Genomic DNA, 18,920 nt, shown 5'->3' with positions numbered 1-18,920 from the left:
CGGGGCGGGGGGGGGGGGGGGGGGGGGGGGCCCAGGCGGCCACGCGGTCACCGACCGTCAGCCGGTCGCCGGCGACCCGCGCGAGGGGGCGCCACTGGTCGGGCACCCGGGTGGCCGCGGTGACCCGGGCGCCGACGGCCAGCATCCGGAGGCCGAAGAGGCGGCCGAACAGCGACTCGCCGAGGACCGCGACGCGGGTCGGCGCCGGGCCGGCGGGCAGCGTGACGACCCGGCCGTCGCGGCTGGTGCCCAGTTGGACGCCGGCGTCGGCCCGGCTGAGCCGGAAGGGGGTCCCGGGGTCGTCCCGCCAGTGCGCGGTGGGCGGTGCCGGGTGGTCGCGGAGGCTCATCGTGGTGCTCCCGGGGAGCCGATGCCGATCGTCTCGACCAGCGAACGGAAGGGGTGGGCGAGGGGAAGGGTGGCCAGCAGCCCGGCCCGCTGGTCGGTCGGGGTGTCGGGCAGGACCCCGGCCCGCAGCAGGCGCTCGCGTTCGGCCGCCGCGTGCTGGGCCATCACGCTGACCAGGCGCACCGCGGTCAGGACCCGCAGCGCCGCCCCCTCCCTGGTGAAGGTGGCGGCGGCGACCACGCGTTCCGCGGCGCAGCCGGCCAGGCCGCCCCACAGCCGCGACCACTCCTCCTGGGAGGCGACCGGCACGGCGACCGAGCAGTGGGTGAGGTCGGCGCCGGCCCAGCTGGTCCGCAGCGCCCGTCCCTCGCCGGCCGCGTCCCCGGTCTCCCGCAGCAGGTCACGGACCTCGGAGGCGCGGAGCGGGGTGGTGGGGGCGCCGGCCGCGGCGAGGCGGGCCCGGACGCGGGCGGTGGCGGCGGCCGTCGCCGCCCGCGCGCCGGCGGTGCCGCCGCCCCGCCGCTCGGCGGCGTCGGGCGTGCCGAAGCTCTCGCAGCGCAGCACCAGCCAGGAGCGCACGGCGACCGGCCGGGGGCCGCCGGGCAGCTGTCGGTAGGCGGCGGTGGGCTGGTACCCGTGTTGGAAGTCCCAGGGCGGCAGGCCGAACTGCTCGACCACGAGCTGGGCGGCGGCCGGCCGCGCCGGGTCACTGTCGAGCCAGTCGCGGACGATCGCGGCGGGCAGTCCTGGCAGCGTGCCGGCGGGGAACGCGAGGATCGCGGCGCAGCCGCGCCCGTCGGACAGCACGCCGAGGTCGGGGACGTCGGCGGGCAGGTTGCGGTCGGCGACCTCGCTGACGTCCAGGGTGCGGAGCAGCGTGTGCGCGAGCCCGAGCCGCTCCTGCCCCGAGACGGGCGAGGCGGGCGCGGCGGAGGCGGCGGGGGCGAAGGCGTCGTTCCGCAGCCGGTCGAGCAGCCGTCGGTCGGCGAAGGCGCCCCGGCGCCGCAGCAGCGCTCCGGTGAGGACCAGGACTCCGGAGGCGGCCGGGGCCCAGCCCCGGTGGTCGTGGAGCGCGAGTCCGGCCACCAGCAGGGCGAGGCCGCTCTGCACGGCCACCAGCCGGGCCCGGCCGAAGCGCGGCCACGCGGTGCGGAACCTCATGGCGCCACCTCCTCTTCGCTCTCTTCGTCCGCTGCTTCCTCTGCTTCCTCGCCCGCGGTCGGGGCGCGCTGTTCCTCGGCGGCGGCGCGGGGGTCGAGGACCGGGCCGCCGGGCAGCAGGTCCACGAAGGCGCCCGGCATGGTGGGCGCGTCCTCGGGCGCGTAGCGCAGTCGTCGAACGGCGTCGGCGGAGGCGAACGGGTAGGCGGTCCCGGCGTCGGTGATCAGCGTGTGGGTGCCGCCGGTGCCCCCGGAGGTGGTGGCCAGCACGACGGCGCCGGCGCCGGCCGGCAGGTAGACGGCGTCGAGCAGGCCGAGGCGGTCGCCGTTCGCCGGGCCGACCGGCGTGAGCCCGGGCGGCTCCGGCATCGCCTCCGGCAGGTGGACGGTGGCCCGCCAGGGCGCGTCGCCCGGCCGGCTGCCGGGCGGGGTGCTCACGCACACCGGCTGGTCGCGGCCCGGTTCCTCCGCCGCGGGCAGGGCGTCGGGCCACGCCGCGTCGCCGGGCGCCGGCTCCTCGGAGCGTGCGGCCGCGGCCGCCTGGGTCCCGCTGAGCTCGTGGTCCGCCGGCGCGGTGGCCCCCAACAGCGCGTGCACCAGCGGGGAGACGGACACCAGGCCGTCCGGGCGCACCAGGTAGTACTGCGGCTCCGCGCCGCCGGCCCCGGTGTGGGCCAGGTCCCCGACCTCGGCGGGAAACGGCAGCTCGACCTCGGGCGGCCGGCCGGCGGCGCCGGATTCGAGGACGGTGATCTCCGGCCCCTCGGGCACGGTCGCTACGACCTCCCGCGGCAGCGGGACGGCGCGCACCCGCTGGAGGCCGAGCAGGTCGCGGACGGCCTCGGTCAGGGCGTACCGGCGGCCCTCGGTGAGCAGCCAGAGACCGTCGTCGTCGGTCCTGGCCAGCACCGTGCTGCCCGCCGCGTCGTCGCCGGGTGCCACGCCGGGCACGGACACATACAGCGCGGTCGCGGTCGGCGGTCCTTCGGTCTCCGCCGGGGTGACGCACAACGTCCAGTCCTCGTCGACGAGTTGGTCGGCGCCGGGCAGCGCGTCCGGGGCGCCGGGGATGCCCACGGGCAGCCCGCGCGGCGCCCGGTCGAGGGTGGCCTGCCGCACCCTGGTGAGCTCGCCGCCGCCGACCAGCAGCGCCGAGCTGAGGTTGAGCGCCGGGTGCACGGTCCCGTCGCTGACGACATAGCTGTCCCCGTCGTCGCCGACCACGACGGCGCCGGCCGTGGGCAGGGCCGGGCCCCGGCCGCCGCCGAGCCAGCCGACGATGCCGAAGCCGGCCAGGATCAGCACGGCGAGGGCCGTGCCGCCGGCCAGCGCCCGGTTCAGCCGGCGGCGCGGGTCGAGGACGGCCTCGTCCGCGCCGCGGAAGACGCTGGTGCTCCGGCGGAGGTGGTCGTAGGCGTAGGCGTCCGCCCGTTCGCGTGTCGTGGCCATCCGTCAGTCCCCGTTCCCGCCGCGCGGCGTGGTGGTCGTGGCGTCGTCGCCGCCGTCGAGCCAGCGCAGGCTCGGGGCGGCGCGCCGGGGCCCGGCGGGCGCCGACCGGCGGTCCTCAGGTCCCGGCCAGGCGCGCCAGCCGCGCGCGGTGGCCCGGCGCACCGCGGGCACGCCGAGCAGGCTGAGCGCGACGGCGAGCAGCAGCGCCCCGCTCCACGCCAGGGCGGTGGCGGTGGCGGCGCCGACCAGCGGCTCGTCGGGCGGGACGGGGCGGACGGCGACGGCGCCGGCCGCGCCCGCCTCGGCCCCGGGCTCCGGGCCGGCGGCCTCGCTCGGACCCAGGTAGGTCAGGGCGCCGAAGGGGTCGACGATCCCGGCTCCGGTGGCCTCGTTGGGGCCGCCGCCGACCGGCGACGCGGTCTCCGTCAGCCGCCGGGCCACCTCCTGGGCGGCGAGCTCGGGGAAGCGGGCCCTGACCAGCGCGGCCACGCCCGAGACCTGCGCGGCGGCGAAGCTGTTGCCCGACTCGACGCGGTAGCCGGAGCCTTCCGGGGCGACCACGGTCAGCGCCTCGCCGTAGGCCGCCAGGTCGACCCAGTCGCCGGTGTTGGACGACTCCATGGGCTGCCCGTCGTCGGTGACCGCGCCGACGGCGAGCACGCCGTCGTAGGCGGCCGGGTACATCAGGCCACCGGCCGGGCCCTGGTCGCCCTCGTTGCCGGCGGCGGCGACCACGACGACGTCGCTGGCCAGCGCGCGGGCCACCGCCTCCCGGACCGGTGGGTCGTCGACCGGGCGGCCGAAGGAGAGGTTGAGCACGTCGACGCCCGCCGCCACCGCGTCGTCGATGGCGGCGGCGATGGTCTCGGGCGGCACCTGGTCGACCGCGCCGTCAAGCCGCACCGGATAGACGGCGGCGGCCGGGGCGACCCCCGTCATCCGGTCACCCGCCGCCCGGCGGGCCGCGATCAGCCCGGCCACGGCCGTGCCGTGGCCCGAGCAGTCCTGCTCGGGCGGCGGCGTGCCGCGCCGGGCCTCGCGCTCGGTCGCCACCGTGGTGAACTCGCTGCCCCGGACGACCGCCCCGTCGGCCAGGTCGGGGTGGCGGGCGTCGACGCCGGAGTCGACGACGCCGACGAGGACGTCCTCGCCGGTGGACAGGTCCCACGCCTGGCGCAGCCCGAGTTGGCCGATCAGCCGGTGCGGGCCGGTGTTCTCCCCCAGGTCGTCCTCGACGACCTGGGTGCGGCACGGCGTGGCCGCGGCCGGTGGCGCGAGCCCGGGGACGCTCAGGAGGGACGCCGCGGCGGCGACCAGGGCCAGGGCCGCGCGGCCCGCCGCCCGCGGCGACGGCCGTCGCCGGTCCCGCTTCCGCTGCACCGTGGTCACCTTCCTCACGCCCTCAGGTCGAGCACGGTGGAGTAGACGTCGCACACGGCGAGGCAGAGCGGGACGACGGACAGCAGGAGCGTCGTCTCCAGCACGTCGATCGCGCGGGCGAGCCGGGGGTTCAGCGGGGTGCGGCCGGCGAGGACGCCGACGGCCCCGGTCACCAGGGCGGTCAGCAGCGCGACCGGCAGGACCACGCCCAGCATCGGGGCCCGCTCGCCGAAGTGGCCGGTCACCGAGGCGAACGCGGCGCCGCCCGTCGCGAGCAGCGCGGTGGCCAGGGGGACGGCGACCTGGGCCGGCTCCCTGAACAGCCGGGCACGCATCAGCGTCAGCAGCACCAGCACCGCCCCGAGCACCCCGGGCCACAGCCGGTTCGAGGCGAACAGCACGCAGGCGCCGGCGCCGGCCACCAGGTGGCTGCCGGTCAGCATGCCGAGCAGCAGCCGCCGGGCGGCGCCGATCCTGGCCCGCAGCCGGTCGTGATCGAGCTGGCTCGGCAACGCCTCCAACTCCTCGACGGTGGCCGCGATCTGTGGGGCGGGGATGCGGGCCAGGCGCACGGCGAGCGTGGGCCACAGGGTGGTGAGGGCCAGGGCGAGCGGGGCCGCGACGGCGGCGGCGCTCGCCGGCGGCACGTCCCAGACCGCGCACACCAGCGCCCCGGTCGCGGCGAGCGGCCCGGCGACCACCAGGGCCGCGAACGTCCCGTCGCCGCCCTCGACCAGCAGCGGCCCGACCGCCCCGACCAGGGCCAACACTCCGCAGGCGAGGAGCAGTTGCCCGGCCGTGCCGCCGCTGAGGATCCCGGGTTCGCCGCCGAGCAGCCGGACCGCGCCGAGCATGGCCGGCGGCGCCGCCAGCACCACGGCGAGGACGCCGGCGGGCGGGTCGGCGAAGGCCCGGGACATCAGGACCCCGACGACGAGCGCGAACAGGGCCGTGGCGAGGCCCAGCCAGCCGGACAGCGGTCCCGGCGCCGCGTCGAGCGCGCCGCAGCCGGTGAGCACGGCCCCGGTGGCCAGCGCGCCGGTGACCCGGCGGGTGGCGGCGGTCGGCCAGGCGGCGCGTACCGCGTCCCTGCCGATGACCTCCACGACGTCGTCGTACAGCGGCGCCGTGGCGTCGTCCGTGCCGTGCCCGACGAACAGCAGGTCGCCCTCGCGCACGTGCTGGCCGGCGAGCGTGCCCGCGGTGTCGAGCCGGGTGCCGTCGGCGCGACGCAGCACCCAGCCGCCGTGCCGGACCCCGCCGTCGGGGCCGGGCTCCTGGCCGGCGTGCCGCAGGAGGGCCGGCATCAGTCGGGCCAGCGGGACGGTGGCCGGGACGGCCAGGTCGGCGCGGCCCGTGGGGCCCGCGACGCCGACCCGGACGAACGTCGCTCCGGTGGACGTCGGTTGCTGCTGGGTGAGGCTGCCGCTCATGAGGGGGTCCCGGTGGGCTGGGCGAGGGTGGACAGGGGCGAGTCGGCGCGGACGAGCTGCACCGGGACGTTGCCGAGCCTGCGGTGCAGGAGCAGGCCACGGCCCTTGCGGCGCTGGGCCGGCTTGACGCCCCACAGGGGCAGCTCGTCCTTGGGGATGCTGAGCAGCACGGCGGGTGTGCCGAGTTCCTTGAGGCGGCCGAGCACGGGGTCGGTGACGGCGCGGGCCGAGCCGCCGGCCTGCCGGGTGACCACGATGTGGAGTCCGATGCCGCGGGCCTGCGGGAGCATGTCGAGGAGCGCCTTGAGCGGGTTGCCACGCGAGGTGGCGACCAGGTCGTAGTCGTCGACGAGGAGGTAGACCTCGGGGCCGGTCCACCAGGAGCGGTCGCGCAGCTGCTCCGGGGTGACGTCGCGGCCCGGGAGGCGTTTCCTGAGTCCCTCGACGAGGCCGCCGACCACCTCCATGGAACGTTCGTGGGAGGCGGAGTAGCCGAGCAGGCTGGGCCCGTCGAACTCGCGGAGCATGGTCATGCGGTGGTCCAGGATGATCAGCTTGGCCTGCTCGGGGGTGCGGGTCGTGGTGATCTGCCGGGCGATGCCGCGCAGCAGCGACGTCTTCCCCGACTCGCTGTCGCCGATGACGATCAGCCCGGCGTCCTCGCCCGGGGTGAGCACGACCGGCTCCAGGCGGTTGCCCTCCACGCCGATGGTCACGCCGGGCTGCCCGGTCGCGGCCGCCGGCAGGTCCTCCGCCGCGAAGCTGGTGGGCAGCAGCCGGACCCCGGGGGCGCGGCCGCCCTGCCAGCCGTCGGCCACCCGGCGCACCAGCCGCGCCACGCCCTCGGCGAGCCCGGCGGCGGAGCGGACGCCGTCCACCCGGGGGACGGCGGTGAGGAAGTGCAGCTTCTCGTGGGTGATGCCCCGGCCCGGCCGGTCGCTGGGGATGGTGCGCTGCGCCTTGCGGTCCACCTCGGAGTCCAGGGCGTCGCCGAGCTTCAGCTCCACCTTGGTGCCCAGGAGGTCGCGCAGGCCCATGCGCATGTCGAGCCAGCGGTTCCCGGTGACGACCAGGTGCACGCCGTAGGTGAGCATCCGGCCGGCGACGGCCGTCAACGTCTGCTCGAGATCCGGGTAGTTCTGCCGCAGCACCGCCCAGCCGTCGACGACCAGGAAGACGTCGCCGTGGGGGTCGTCGGTGTGGTTCCGCTCGGCGCGGGCGCGGCGGTAGGCGGCCATCGACTCGACGCCGAGCTCGCGGAAGCGGGTCTCGCGGGCCTCCATGACCTCCAGGACCTCGGCGACGGTCCGGTTGACCACCTCCGCGTCCAGCCGCCCGGCGACGCCGCCGACGTGCGGCAGCCCGGCGAGGGGGAACAGGGTGCCGCTGAAGTCGAGGCAGTAGAACTGCACTTCCGCCGGCGTGTAGCGGAGCGCGAGGGAGGCGATCAGCGACCGGACGGCCGTCGACTTGCCGCTGTGCGGGCCGCCGACGACCGCGACGTGGCCGCCGGCACCCGCCAGGTCCAGCTCCAGCGGGTCGCGACGCTGGTGGAACGGCCGGTCCACGACGCCGATGACGGCGGTCAACCCGGCGTCGTCACCCGCGCGTCGCGGCCGTCCGGCGGGCTCCGCGTGCAGCGCGTCCAGGGGCTCGGGCTCGTCCAGGGGCGGCAGCCAGACCTGGTGGGCCTGCGGCCCCTGGCCGGCCAGCTGGCCGACCATCACGTTGAGCACCGTGCTGCCCGGGTCCTCGCCGTCGCCGAACTCGTCGGGCGCCGGCTCGGGTTCGGGCTCCGGCGGGCGTTCGTCGACGGGCACCGGCACGTAGCCGGCGCGGAACGGCCGGATGTCCGTGCTGCCGCCGAGCACGGCCGAGGCGCCGTCGTCGCCGGTGCGGTAGGCGCCGGAGACGTAGGCGGCGCGGAACCGCTTGAGGGTGGTGGTGTCGGTCTTGAGGTAGCCGTGGCCCGGGGCGCTGGGCAGCCGGGCGGCGTCGGGGACGCCGATGGCGGTGCGGCTCTCGGCCTCGGAGAACGTGCGCAGCCCGATGCGGTAGGACAGGTGGGCCTCGAGTCCGCGCAGCTTGCTCTCGTCCAGGCGCTGCGAGGCCAGCAGCAGGTGCAGGCCGAGCGACCGCCCCAGCCGGCCCATCTGGACGAAGAGCTCGGCGAAGTCCGGCTTCTGCGTGAGGAGTTCGGAGAACTCGTCGACGACGATGAACAGGCTGGGCAGCGGCGGCAGTTCGGCCCCCCGCTGGCGGGCGCGTTCGTAGTCCCGGATGGAGACGAGGTTGCCCGCGTCGCGCAGCACCTCCTGGCGCCGGTTCATCTCGCCGGAGAGCGCCTCCCGCATCCGGTCCACCAGGCTGAGGTCGTCCTCCAGGTTGGTGATGACGGCCGCCACGTGCGGCAGTTCGGCCATGCCGGCGAAGGTCGCGCCGCCCTTGAAGTCGACGAGGACGAAGTTGAGCTGCTGGGGCGAGTGGGTGGCCGCCATGCCGAGCACCAGGGTCCGCAGCAGCTCGGACTTGCCAGAGCCGGTGGCGCCGACCACCAGGCCGTGCGGGCCCATGCCGCTCTGCGCCGACTCCTTGATGTCCAGTTCGAGCAGCCCACCGTCCGCGGACACCCCGATGGGCACCCGCAGGCTGTCCCGCATGGGCCTGGCGCGCCACAGGGTGTCGAGGTCGAGGTGCCCGGGGTCCTGGATGCCGAGCAGGGCGGGCAGCGTGTTGACGGTGGTCGTCAGGTCCTCCGCGTCCCCGCCGGTGTCCACGTCCGCGCGGCAGGGGGCGAGTTGCATCGCCAGCGCCTCCGCCTCGGCCACGGTGAGCGCGTCGGCGGTGCCGAGGTCGTCGAGGGTGTCGCCGGCGCGGACCGCGAGCGTCCTCTCCCGGATCTCGAACCGCACGCCGTGCGCCTCGGTCAGCGCGGCGGCCTGGCCGTCCACGTCGAGCACCGTGACCGCCTGCATGCCGTTGGGGTCGAGCAGCGCCTCGCCGCCGCCGACCAGGCCGCCGTCCAGGACGACCAGCAGGTGCGGGAGGTCGGGGTCGGGCGGGGCGCCGCGGTGGAACCGGGTGCGGCGGCTGAGCTCGGTGCCCAGCCACTCCTCCAGCACGGCCAGCGACGGGTGGATCATCCGCACCGGGCCCACGTGGTCCAGTTCATCCGGGTGCTGGAGGTGCGGCAGCCATTTCAGCCACCCCCACTCAGGGCCCTCGACGTCCCGGACGCACGCCACGACCCGCAGGTCCCGCGGCGAGTGGAACGTCACCGCGTGGGCGATGATCGCGCGGAACAACGCCCGCGCCGCCGCCCGCTCCTCGTCGTCGGTGGCCGACACGGCCGCGAAGCGCCGCAGCGCGACCTGCACCGGCAGATCCGGGACGACCGAGTACGTCGTGACGAACCGCTTGAGCGCGGCGGCGCACAGCGGGTCCAGGTCCTCCACGGGCGCGGACTCGCCCGGAACCAGCGGCCGCGCCAGGTGGTGCGGGCCGAGACCGACCCGCACCACACCGAAGTCGGCGTCGCCGCTTCGGCGTTCCCACAGCCGGCGGCTGTCGGCGAGGCACCACAGCTGGCGCGGCTCGGGCGCGCCCCACTCCAGCGCCTCGCGCTGCGCCTCGGCGGTGCGCCGCACCTCGGTCCTGGTGCGCTCCAGGTGCCGCAGGTACTCGCGGCGGTCGTTGCGCGCCTGGCCCTTCACCGTGCCGCGCTGCCGCATCAGGAACCCGACGACCATCGCGACGCAGGACACCAGGAACAGCCCGCCGATGATGTAGCCGATGGGGCCGCGCCGCATCGTCAGCATGTAGAACACCGAGCCGAAGCCGCTGAGCGCGGGCAGCACGGTCATCCAGATGTTGGTCTCCTCCGGCTTCGGCAGCAGCGGGGGCGGCTTCAGCACCAGCTCCTTCGTCGGCACCACAGGACGCGCCACCCGCGCCGGCCGCCGCACCACGGTCGTCGGCCCGCTCATGACCGGCTCCCGGGGCCCTTGCGCCACTCGTCCAGCAGCCGGTCGGCCTCGTCCGTCAGGCTCATCCGGGCCGACTCCCGGAACCGGTCCGGGATGACGTACAGACCGTCCTCGGACACGACTTTCCCCCTCTCTCGTGCCTGCTCGTCCCGCCTACTCGCCCAGCACGCCGTTGGCGGCCCGCCGGTGCGCGGACCACACGTCGGGGTCCTCGGTGAGGTCGGTGGGCCGGCCCTGCCGGCCCGACTCGCGGGACCCCTCACCGTTCGACCGGCCCGCCGCGCCCATCGCGGCCGGTGGCGGGGCGAACGGCCGACCGCCCTGCGCCGCCTCGCGCATCGCGAACCGCTGGGCGACCGCGGCGCGTTGGCCCAGGTTGCGCTGCGCCTCGCGGATGACCTGCTGCTGCGCGGGACCCGGGTGGGCCACGCTCGGCGGCAGCACCCCGCCGTACAGCCCGCCGAGCCCGCCGCCCCCGCCGACGGCCCCCGCGCCGCCGCCGAGCGCGGCGAGGCCGATGCCGGTGGCCATCGCGCTGGGCCCGGTGCCGAGCCCGGAGAGCCGGGTCGCGTACTCGGTGGACTCCCCGAACGGCAGCCCGGTGACGGGGTCGATCCACCGGCCGCTGCCCGGGTCGAACTCCCGGCCCGTCGCCGGATCGACCAGGTAGCCGGTGTTGGGGCTCTGCACCCAGCCGTCGAACTCGCCGGCCTCCGGGCCCAGTACCGAGAGGTACGAGGGGTACTGTCCGTCCGTCGTCTGGGCGTTGGGGGACGGCGGGTGCCCCTCGATCATGTTGTCCCGGTCGGCCGCCGTCGGGCCGGACCTTTCGCTTTCTGGCCGGTCGTCGGCCGTGGCGCGCTGGGCGTCGCTTCTGGCCGCGGTCTCCCGGGTGGCGTCCGCCCTGACCGTGCCGCTCCGCTCGGGGGCGGCCGGCGCGTCGCCGCCGGTCACCCTGCTCACGTCCTGGCTGAGTTGCTCCAGCACGCCGCGGGCCTCCGCGAGCAGCCGCTCCTGTTCCGCCTCTCCGCGCATCGCCGCGCTCACCATGGCCGGGCTGATCGCGTCGGCCGGCAGGTCCACCTGGGCCGCCTCGTACTCGACCAGCAGGGTCAACGCCCGCTCCGTGGCCCGGGCCGCCGCCTCCCCCGCGGTGCGCAGCTGGCCGGCGACCTGCTGGGCCACGGCGCTCGCGCCCTCGGCCCAGGCCGCCGTGCCGCCGAGCCGGTCGGCGAGCTCGGCGAGCCCGGCGCCCCGCTCGGCCTCGGCGTTCGCGGCGGCGTTCGCGAGCCGGTCCCGCTCGGTGGTCCCCGCGGCGGCCAGCGCGGTCCACGCCTCGGCCACCGCGTGGATCGACACGTGCTGGGCGCTGAGAATGCGCGCGATGACTGCCATGAACTCCTCGTCGGTCGCCATCGCCCTCACTCCGATCCGTTCGTCGAGGGCGCCGGCGCCCCGCCCGGGGCGGGGGACCGGCGCTGGGCGGCCGCGCCCGCCGCGACGAGCCGGCCGTGCGCCGCCTGGTCGGTCTCGTCGGCGATCTCGGCCATCAGGTAGGCGCTGTCGCTGATGTCCTGCACGGTCAGCCCGGTCCGGCCCAGCTCGTCCGCCATGGTGGCGGCGGCCGACTCCAGCGCCCGCTCGGCGAGGTCGCCGCCCGGCACGTCACCGAACAGCCCGCGGGCGCCGCCGACACCGCCGAACGCCGCCCGCATCGCGGCGAGTCGCTCGCTGTCCCGGGCCTGATCCCCCGCCTGCCGCGCCGCGCCGGGGTTGAGGTCCACGTCGCCTGATTCGGTCATGGCTCAGCGCCCGCCGCCCATGGCCGCCCGCACCATCGCGGCGCCGCCCTCGTTGCCGATCGTCTGCACGTCGCGCAGCGCGGTGTTCTGCGCGGTCACCCCGTCGTCGAACCCGGCGGACTCGCGGCGGAACTGCTCGTCGCGCTCGTTGAGCACCTGCCCGATGCTGGCGTCCACCTGCCCCTGCTCGACCAGGCCGAGCAGCTGCGTGTGCACGTTGTTCCAGATCTCGGTGTACTGGTCCTGCTGGCTCCTCGTCTGCGTCTGGATCGCGTCGAGGCCCTCGTTGGCAAACCTGATGATGTCGCCGCCGTACGTCATGTCCCCCTGCCTTTCGTCGTCGTTGCTCGTCGCGCTGTGCCGGTCAGAGGCCCTGGGCCACGCCCGCGTCGATCCGGATGCCGGAGGTGTCGACGCCGTTCAGCACGCTCGACGCGTCCGCGTCCGTCTCCCGGCCGGTGTTCGCCGTCAGCCCCAGGTCCTGCGACAGCCCGTCCAGCACGTGGGCCAGCGCCTGCCCGGCGCGTCCCAGGTCCTCGTAGGTCGCCACGGCCCTGCTGGTGCCACCGCCGTGGTAGGCGGAGCTCACGTTGGCGCTGTGGGCGCCGATCCCGGCGGCCACCCCTGCCATGTCCGTGTACGCCTGCTGGATGACGCCCATGACCCGGTCGACCTCTTCGGGAGCGAGCTTCACCTCGTCGCTCATCGCCGTTCCCCCTCGTTCGGACTGGCTCGGACTCCGCCGATCGGGGGCTCGAACTCGGCCCGTCGGCGGCGGAATCGAGTCTGTGGCGGTCGAACGGCGCCGGGCAACGGTCGTCGGCTGTCCCGGACAGCCAACCGGCGTCCGGCCTGGTCAGCGGCGTGTCGGGACACGGATCCGGACACGGGTCCGGACACGCGTTCCCCGAGTTCGCGCAGGAACGGGGGCGGCGGGGCGCGCGGCCTGGCCGGCCTCAGGCCACCGGGGCCTTCGGGAGCACGCAGACGACCTCCGGGTAGGGCAGCGGCGCGGCCGAGGGGGCGAGTGCGCCGGTGGCGGGGTCCCGGGCGAGGACCGCGACGGAGCCGGAGTCCTGGTTCGCCACGAACATCCACCGCTCGTCGGGGTCCAGGCTCAGGTGGCGTGGGCCCCGCCCGCCGCACGGATGGTGGCCGAGAAGCCGCAGCCCGGTGCCCTCCGACCCGGTGACGGCGAAGACCGCGACGCTGTCGTGGCCCCGGTTGGAGGCGTACACGAACCGGCCGTCGGAGGAGACCAGCACCTCGGCGGGCATGTTGCCCGCCGGGGAGACGCCGGCGGGCAGCAGGGAGACGACGGGCCCGGGCGTGAGGGCGCCGGTGGCCCGGTCGTACGCGCAGGCGGTGAGGGTGGAGTCCAGCTCGCCCAGCACGTAGGCGGCGCCCGCCACGGGATGCAGCGCCAGGTGCCGGGGCCCGGAGCCGGGCGCCAGCCGCGTCTCCCGCTCGCTGGTCAGCCGGCCCCGGGCGGCGTCGAAGGCATAGCCGTGGACGGAGTCGGTGCCGAGGTCGACGGCCAGCACGCGGTCGGGGGCGGCCGGGTCGGTCAGCACCATGTGCGCGTGCGGTCCTTCCTGCCGGTCCGGGTCGGGACCCGACCCGACGTGCCGGACGACCTGGCTCACCTCCAGGGGCGCGCCGTCGGGCGCGAGCGTCACCACCCCGACGGTGCCCGTCGCGTAGTTGGCGGTGAACAGGTGCCGGCCCGCCGGGTGCACGCTGAGGTGGCACGGCGCGCCGCCGCCGCTCGGGCAGCTCCCCAGGACGCCCGTGACGCCGCCGTCCCGGTCGAGGGAGAACGCCGACACCCGGCCCTCGCCGCCGGTCTCGTGCACCGCGTACAGCACGCGACCCGACGAGGCGAGGGCCAGGAACGACGGGTCCGCGGCGGGCGTCACGGCGTCGAGCCGGAGCGCGCCGGTGGCGTCGTCGACCCGGGCGACCCCGATGCCGCGCTCGGCGTCGTCGCCGGTGTAGGCCCCGAGGTAGACGCGCGCCGGGCCGACGGTCCGGCGGGTGAGGGGCACGGATGTCATGGGGTACCTCTCTCGTCTCTCCCGGTCGGCCGGCCGGTCGGCTCCGGGACAGGAGGCTTCCCGCCGCGCCCCGCGGCGTCAAGGTCCGGGGACCGCCGGGGTGGGCCGCGTCAGTGGCCGAACCGCCAGGCGCGGGTGTCGGTCAACGGGGCGCCGGCGGGCGCCGGCAGCCGGTTGAGGCGGGCCATCTGCGGGTGGGGGAGGGCGAGCCGTGCCGCGGCGACGTTCTCGGTCACGAACTCCGCGCGCCGCGCCCCGGGGACGGCGGTGATGTCGCTGCCGTGGGCCAGCAGCCAGGCCAGCGCGACCTGCGCCGGGGTGGCGTCCAACTCCTCGGCGACGGCGGCCAGTTCGTCCGCGATCCGGAGGTTGTGCGGCAGGTTCTCCGCGCTGAAGCGGGGGTTGTGCCGGCGCCGGTCGCGGTGGGCGAAGTACTCGGGGGCGCGGATCCGGCCGGTGAGGAAGCCGTGGCCGAGCGGTGCCGCGCACACCGGGGCGATGCCAAGATCGCGCAGGAGCGGCAGCAGCCACGCCTCCGCGCCGCGGGTCCACAGCGAGTACTCCGTCTGCACGGCGGCCAGCGGGTGGACGGCGTGGGCCCGGCGGATCGTGTCGGCCCGGACCTCGCACAGGCCGACCGCCCGGATCTTGCCCTCGCCGACCAGCTCGGCGAGGGCGCCGACGGTCTCCTCGACGGGCACGTCGGGGTCCTCGCCGTGCTGGTAGTAGAGGTCGACGTGGTCGGTGCCGAGCCGGCGCAGCGATCCCTCGAGGGCGAGCCGCACATTGGCCCGCCTGCCGTCCACCGGGCCGTGGCCGGTGTGCGAGAGGATCCCGAACTTGCTGGCCAGCACCACCTCGTCACGCCGGCCGCGCAGGGCGCGGCCCAGCAGTCCCTCGTTGTCGTAGGGGCCGTAGACCTCGGCCGTGTCGATGTGGTTGACGCCCAGGTCCAGGGCCCGGTGGACGGCGCGAACGGCCTCCGCCTCGTCCTCCGCGCCGCCCGGAGCGTACTCGGTCAGCCCCATGGCGCCCAGGCCGAGGGCGGAGACCTCCAGCTCTCCCAGCGTGACCAGCCTCATATCGCGCTCCCCTGCTCGGCACGTCGACGGCCCTGATCAGCATGGGGTGCCGAGCCGGGGAACCGGGCGCTGACACGCGGCCGCGAGGTGATCCTCCGGCTCGTGCGCCACGCCTTCGTCGGTGACGGCGAGCGCGGCGCCGTGCCGGGCCGGGCGGCGACGCCCGGGCGGCGCCTGGACCGCCGGCCTCGGCCGCCTCCGGCTGCGGCGCACCGGCGCCGGGGACGTCACCGTGCGGGAGGGCAACGTGCTGACCGCCGAGCTGACCGTGCCGGCCGGCGCCGGCGGTCTTCACCGAGGAGTACGGCGTGCTCCGACGCCGTCGTCAGTCCTCGACGACCGTCACCAGTCGGTCGTTGAGCGGCTGGGTCGGCCGGTTGCTCGTGTGGAAGATCTGCCGGTAGGCGGCGACCTGACGCGGGGTGACGGAGACCGGGTCGTCGAGCACGATCCACCGCACGCCCTCGGTGCACGGCGGGGTCGTCAGGGAACCGTCGTACTGGTACTGGTCGCGGTCGTCCGGCAGGAACTCGGTGAGGTCGAACGGCTCGTCGATCGCCGCCTCGTCGCCCTCCTCGGTCGGCAGGTTCCGCCAGAGGTCCGTGAAGGCGGACTCTCCCCCCTCCTTCTCCATCAGCACGCCGACGACGGCGAGATCGCCCTCCGCGTCCGCGTGGACGAAGTGCACCTCCATCGCGGTGTGTTCGCCGTCCTCCGTGTGCTCGCTCGGGAGGTGGAAGTGGAACTGCCGCAGGTCGTAGGCCGTCCCCTGGACGATGATCCGGCTGCCGGGGGACACGTTGGCCTGCACGGTGTGGCCGTTGTTCACCAGGTCCGCGGTCACGGGCTCGTAGTCGATGGTGATGGCCGCGTCGGTCGAGGCGTCGATCGCGGAGTCCTCCGGGAGATCTATGGGCGACTGCTCCCGGCCCTCGCCGCAGGCCGCGAAGTCCTCCGAGAGCGTCGCCCAGTACTCAGGCCCGGTGTGGCCGCGGTAGCTCCAGTGGACGGGGGAGGCGGCGCTGGCCGTGTCGTGGCTCCCCGGGCTGAAGGCGGCCGTGACGACGGTGAGGGTGGTGACTCCGGCTATGGCGGACATACGCGCGCGCGTGACGCGAGGGGACATGTGGGCGCACCTCGTTGAGGGGTCGAGTCGACGAGGCACCGGGCTGGTGCCGCCCCAAGCCTTGGATGTGGCCCACCAGCGCATGGAAAAGAGATGATCAAGAGTGATCAAAATCGGGTAATCATTTGAATAGGGCAAGCGGATCGTGTGATTCCATCCGGCCCTGCGGTGGGGTCACCGGGTGACGCAGGTCAGCGCCGCCCACAGCAGGGGCGAGTGTTCGATCCGGCCGGCGGCGCGCCAGTGGTCGAGTCGTTCGCGCTGCCAGCGGCCCAACCGGGCCACGGGGTCGGGGTGTTCGTGGGCGGTGTCGACGGCGACGACCGCCTCCGTCAGCGGGCGGACGGACTCCGGCAGGCCGGCGAGACGGTGGAAAGCGAAGCTGGTCGGCAGCACCCAGCGGGTGGCGGTGACCAGTTCGGCGCCGTTGTGGATCATCGCCGTGGCCAGGCCGAACGACTCGGCGAACCGGAGGTCGCCACCGCTCTCGCAGCCGATGAGGGCGACCCGGGGCGGCGCCGGCCAGAGCCGCGCGCCCGGCTCCCCGTCGGCACGCAGCGGAAGGGTGCCCAGCAGGAGGTCCTTGGCGGACAGTGGCCGGTGGGCCCGGACCGGCTCGGCCAGGCCGGTGGTGCCGGGGCCGCAGCACAGGTGGAGCGCGCCGTCCTCGCTCTGCCCGCCCTCGACCGGCGCGCCGCTCACGTGCCCGACGTAGACGAGTCTGCGGGCCCCGCCGCGCAGCACGTCGCTCAGCCAGTCCCGGTCCAGGTCGGTGCGGCGGAAGCCGTCCGCCGGGGTGGTGAGGGACGGCGCCACGGGGCCCGCGTCGAGCCGGCGCCGGACGAGCGCCAGCAACTCCGGGTCGGAACCCGGCCGTCCCAGCACGGAGCCGAGCGAGGAGTCGGCCCGGAAACCGGGGACCCGGGGGTCGAGGACGAGAACGACCGGGGCGGTGCCGGGGCCGGGGTCCGCGTCCGGTGTCGGGCGCGCCGGGGCGTGCCGGGACCGCGACGACGCCGGCGCGGTGGTCACGACGTCCGCCAGCTCGATCAGCCGGACGTCGTTGTCGTCGTCGACGGCGAGCAACTCCCAGGGGACCTGGGCGACCCGGGGCGACGGCTGGATCCGCACCAGCGGACGGCCCACGCGCGCCGACACCTGCCGGATCTGCGCCGTCAGGCCCGCCGGCCACAGCGCCTCGGCCAGCAGCCACGCGAGCCGCCGCTCGTCCCGGGGGTCGGCCAGGGCGCCCGCGACCACCGCGCGCCGCATGCCCTCCGCGCCCTCGCCCGCCCCCGGCAGCGCGGCGGTCAGCGCGCGCACCGCCCGGTCGACCTCGTCGGCGGGCCCGTGTCCCGTGCCGTGGCCGCGGGCACCGCCGGCCCAGATCCAGGTCATGAACAGGTCGCCGGCGTCGACCAGGCGGATCTGGACCACCGGGCGGCTCGTCAGGTCGTCGGTGGCCCAGAACGGCACCTCCTCCTCGCTCACGATCCGGCGGTGATAGCGGAACTCGGCCGCCGCGACGTACTCCTGGAGCGCGACCCGGTCGGACTCCGCCGACATCCGCACCTTCGGCGGCGGGGCCACCCGCAGGCCGGCGGAGACGGCGGCCTCCGCGGCCACCCCGCCGAGCGTCATCGGTCCCTCGGCGGACCCGTACGTCTTCATGGCCGCGGTCGGGAAGACCGAGCCGGTCTCCTCCGCGGGCCCGGCTGGCGGCGCCGGCGCGGTGCGGTCCAGGGCCAGCGAGGCACCCGCGCTGCGGTGTTCCACCAGTTCGAACAGCAGCCCCTGGTCCTGCCGGCGCATGGCCAGACGGAACACCAACTCCATGGCGTCCTCGGCCAGTCGGAGCCACTGGCTGCGGGCGTGCGCGGTGGCGAAGTCGTAGCGCGCCGCCTGGAGGGCCAGCGCGGCGGGCACGGCGAGGGAGAGCGCGGTGTCGACGGACCGCCGCTCGTGGGCGCCGTGGTCGGTCCGGTTCAGGTTGTCCTCGATGGTCCGCGCGAGCATCAGGTCGACCTGCGCGCACCGCTCGGGCACCTCCCGCTCCTGGTACACGTCGCGGGCCGCCTGGGCCAGCCGCCGCATCTCGGCGATGTCGCCCCGCTCGTAGGCGTGTTGGGCGCCCAGCAGCATGGTGTCCGCGGCGGCGATCGAGGCGCCGAGCCGTTCGAACCGGGCCAGGCTCGCCGCCGTCAGGTCGCCGGCGCGGGCCAGGTCGCCGCGCCGGCCGGCGAGGAAGGCCCGGGCCTGTTCGCAGACCGCCAGGTCACCAAACCGCCGGTGCCGCTCGAAGAACGCCGACGCCTCGGCGAACAACCGCTCCGCCAGGTCGAGTTCACCGCGGCGCAGCGCCACGTAGCCCCGGTTGGCGAGCAGCGAGTGTTGCTCACCCGCGTCGCCGAGTGCCCGGTAGCCGTCCGCCGCCCGGGCGAGGTGGTCCTCGGCCGGGTCGAACCGCCCGGTCGCGGCGCAGATCAGGCCGAGGGCGGTCAGCAGCCGCGGCGCGGTCTCCACCGCCGTCGACGGCAGGGTGGACAGCAGCGCCGTCGCCTGCTCCTCGGCCGCTCCCCACTCGGCCCGCTCCATCAGCAGATGCACCCGGTTCAGGCCGAGTTCGGCGGCGCGCACCCCCTCGGGATCGTCGAACTCGGGCAGCCTCGCCGCCGCCTCGTCGAGACAGGCCCCCGCCTCGTCGAGCCGTCCCCTGGTGCGCAGCAGGTCGGCCCCGGCGAGCAGCGTCTTCAGCAGGACCTCGAGCCACAGCTGACGGCCGCGCGGCCCCATCGGCGCCGACGCGACGGAGTCGAGCAGCCCGCGGGAGCGCCCGACGGCGTCCTCGGCCCCGGCCAGGTCCGTGGCGGTGAGCCGGACGCTGGCGAGGTCGGACAGCAGATGCGCCCGCAGGAACCGCACGTCGGGCGAGTCCTGGAAGGACTCGGCCACGGTGAGCAACTCCTCGTAGACGGCGCGGGCGGCCGTGAGATCGGCCGCCCGCTGGTGCTCCTCGGCCAGGGCGAAGCCGCCGTCGAACGGCTCCCCGTACAGCCGGGGCACCCCCGTGCCCTCGTCCTGGTCCTCGTCCGGCACG

At 76.2% G+C, this 18,920-nt stretch carries 14 protein-coding genes and 1 pseudogene; all 15 read right to left on the bottom strand.

Going from position 1 to position 18,920, the window contains the following annotated elements; genetic code table 11:
* Nucleotides 1–349 (bottom strand): annotated as a pseudogene (locus RNC47_RS10780) (hypothetical protein); the annotation flags it as partial.
* Nucleotides 346–1,509: a type VII secretion protein EccE gene (locus RNC47_RS10775; protein ID WP_311597725.1), complete on the bottom strand. Its 1,164-nt coding sequence runs from the start codon at nt 1,507–1,509 to the stop codon at nt 346–348. The pseudogene RNC47_RS10780 and the gene RNC47_RS10775, both read right to left, overlap by 4 nt.
* Nucleotides 1,506–2,957: a type VII secretion protein EccB gene (gene eccB, locus RNC47_RS10770; protein WP_311597723.1), complete on the bottom strand. Its 1,452-nt coding sequence runs from the start codon at nt 2,955–2,957 to the stop codon at nt 1,506–1,508. Before eccB ends, RNC47_RS10775 begins: the two co-directional genes overlap by 4 nt.
* A gap of 3 nt (nt 2,958–2,960) precedes the next feature.
* On the bottom strand, nt 2,961–4,355 hold the full coding sequence (locus tag RNC47_RS10765; protein ID WP_311597721.1) for a S8 family serine peptidase: 1,395 nt from the start codon (nt 4,353–4,355) through the stop codon (nt 2,961–2,963).
* Nucleotides 4,352–5,770, bottom strand: coding sequence for a type VII secretion integral membrane protein EccD (gene eccD, locus RNC47_RS10760; protein WP_311597719.1), 1,419 nt, complete (start codon nt 5,768–5,770; stop codon nt 4,352–4,354). The genes RNC47_RS10765 and eccD overlap by 4 nt, the downstream gene beginning before the upstream one ends.
* Nucleotides 5,767–9,756: a type VII secretion protein EccCa gene (gene eccCa, locus RNC47_RS10755; RefSeq protein WP_311597718.1), complete on the bottom strand. Its 3,990-nt coding sequence runs from the start codon at nt 9,754–9,756 to the stop codon at nt 5,767–5,769. Before eccCa ends, eccD begins: the two co-directional genes overlap by 4 nt.
* Nucleotides 9,753–9,875 (bottom strand): hypothetical protein, encoded by a 123-nt coding sequence (locus tag RNC47_RS10750; RefSeq protein WP_311597717.1) that lies wholly within the window; start codon nt 9,873–9,875, stop codon nt 9,753–9,755. The genes eccCa and RNC47_RS10750 overlap by 4 nt, the downstream gene beginning before the upstream one ends.
* Nucleotides 9,876–9,909: 34 nt before the next feature.
* Nucleotides 9,910–11,172 (bottom strand): hypothetical protein, encoded by a 1,263-nt coding sequence (locus RNC47_RS10745; protein ID WP_311597716.1) that lies wholly within the window; start codon nt 11,170–11,172, stop codon nt 9,910–9,912.
* A gap of 5 nt (nt 11,173–11,177) precedes the next feature.
* The gene (locus RNC47_RS10740) at nt 11,178–11,558 is read right to left on the bottom strand and encodes a hypothetical protein (RefSeq protein ID WP_311597714.1); all 381 of its coding nucleotides are present in this window, start codon (nt 11,556–11,558) and stop codon (nt 11,178–11,180) included.
* A gap of 3 nt (nt 11,559–11,561) precedes the next feature.
* Nucleotides 11,562–11,879: a hypothetical protein gene (locus tag RNC47_RS10735; protein ID WP_311597712.1), complete on the bottom strand. Its 318-nt coding sequence runs from the start codon at nt 11,877–11,879 to the stop codon at nt 11,562–11,564.
* A gap of 43 nt (nt 11,880–11,922) precedes the next feature.
* Nucleotides 11,923–12,264 (bottom strand): hypothetical protein, encoded by a 342-nt coding sequence (locus RNC47_RS10730; protein WP_311597710.1) that lies wholly within the window; start codon nt 12,262–12,264, stop codon nt 11,923–11,925.
* A gap of 250 nt (nt 12,265–12,514) precedes the next feature.
* The gene (locus RNC47_RS10725; protein ID WP_311597708.1) at nt 12,515–13,615 is read right to left on the bottom strand and encodes a lactonase family protein; all 1,101 of its coding nucleotides are present in this window, start codon (nt 13,613–13,615) and stop codon (nt 12,515–12,517) included.
* 110 nt (nt 13,616–13,725) lie between these two features.
* Nucleotides 13,726–14,697, bottom strand: a complete 972-nt coding sequence (locus tag RNC47_RS10720; protein ID WP_311597706.1) for an aldo/keto reductase — start codon at nt 14,695–14,697, stop codon at nt 13,726–13,728.
* A 325-nt stretch (nt 14,698–15,022) separates the two neighbouring features.
* Complete coding sequence (locus RNC47_RS10715; RefSeq protein ID WP_311597704.1) at nt 15,023–15,796, bottom strand: carbonic anhydrase; 774 nt, start codon at nt 15,794–15,796, stop codon at nt 15,023–15,025.
* Nucleotides 15,797–15,997: 201 nt separating this feature from the next.
* Nucleotides 15,998–18,919: a hypothetical protein gene (locus RNC47_RS10710; protein ID WP_311597702.1), complete on the bottom strand. Its 2,922-nt coding sequence runs from the start codon at nt 18,917–18,919 to the stop codon at nt 15,998–16,000.
* Nucleotide 18,920 lies beyond the last annotated feature (1 nt).

The sequence above is a fragment of the Streptomyces millisiae genome, from assembly GCF_031845425.1.
GTDB lineage: Bacteria > Actinomycetota > Actinomycetes > Streptomycetales > Streptomycetaceae > Streptomyces > Streptomyces millisiae.
Note: the sequence above shows the minus strand (reverse complement) of the source record. Positions and strands in the feature narration are given on the sequence as shown.